The organism is Arthrobacter sp. Y3223164, from assembly GCF_059091005.1.
The window spans coordinates 1-930 of sequence record NZ_JBNHGF010000667.1 but is presented as its reverse complement, the minus strand read 5'-3'; the positions used below and the strand labels follow the sequence as shown (position 1 = coordinate 930).

At 72.4% G+C, this 930-nt stretch carries 2 protein-coding genes; both read left to right on the top strand.

Translation table 11 applies throughout. From position 1 onward, the window contains the following. The coding region (locus tag AC5RUJ_RS17265) for an ABC transporter permease (RefSeq protein WP_494156369.1) at positions 1-704 on the top strand (704 nt) is incomplete at its 5' end. After that, positions 701-930: ATP-binding cassette domain-containing protein (locus AC5RUJ_RS17260; protein WP_494156368.1), on the top strand; the 230-nt coding region annotated here is incomplete at its 3' end. The genes AC5RUJ_RS17265 and AC5RUJ_RS17260, both read left to right, overlap by 4 nt.

Sequence of the window (930 nt, the reverse complement as noted above, 5' to 3'; positions counted from 1 at the left end):
TGAACTGGCCGGAGTTCCCACGGCTCGTGACCTCCGAGCCAGCGCTGGCCGCGCTGGGACTGAGCCTGCGGACCGCCGCCGCCAGCACGGCCCTGTGCATCGTGCTGGGCGTCCCGATGGCGCTGGTGCTGGCGCGCAGCAGTTTCCCCGGCCAGCAGGTCGTCCGGTCGCTGGTGCTGTTGCCCCTGGTGCTGCCGCCCGTCGTCGGCGGCCTGGCCCTGCTGTATACGTTCGGCCGGCGCGGGCTGCTCGGCGGCACCTTCGAAATGATCGGCATCGAGATCGCGTTCTCCACCACGGCCGTGGTGCTCGCGCAGTCCTTCGTGGCGCTGCCGTTCCTCGTGTTGAGCCTGGAAGGTGCGCTGCGCACGGCGGGCACCAGGTATGAAGCGGTCGCGGCGACGTTGGGCGCCAGGCCGTCCCGCGTCCTGCGCACGGTGACCGTTCCGCTGGTGCTGCCCGGGCTGCTCTCCGGGGCGGTGCTGTCCTTTGCCCGGTGCCTGGGCGAGTTCGGAGCCACGCTGACTTTTGCCGGCAGCCTGCAGGGAGTCACGCGCACGCTCCCGCTGGAGATCTACCTGCAGCGGGAAACCGATGCGGATGCCGCGGTGGCGCTGTCGCTCGTGCTGGTGGTGGTCGCCGTCGCCGTGGTGATGCTGGTCCACCGCAGGAACGGCCCGGGCCGGGCGGCGGGTGTCCCATGAGCCTGGACCTGACCGCGCGGCTGCCGTCCCGCGGCTTCGAGGCGGACTTCAGCGTCGCGGACGGAGAAACCGTCGCCGTGCTCGGCCCGAACGGGGCCGGCAAGTCGACCCTGCTGGGTCTGGTTGCCGGGCTGCTCCGTCCCGCCTGGGGCCGGGCGGAACTGGACGGCAAGGTCCTGTTCAGCGCCGGGCAGCCACAGCCGGACCGCTGGGTGCCCGCCCATGC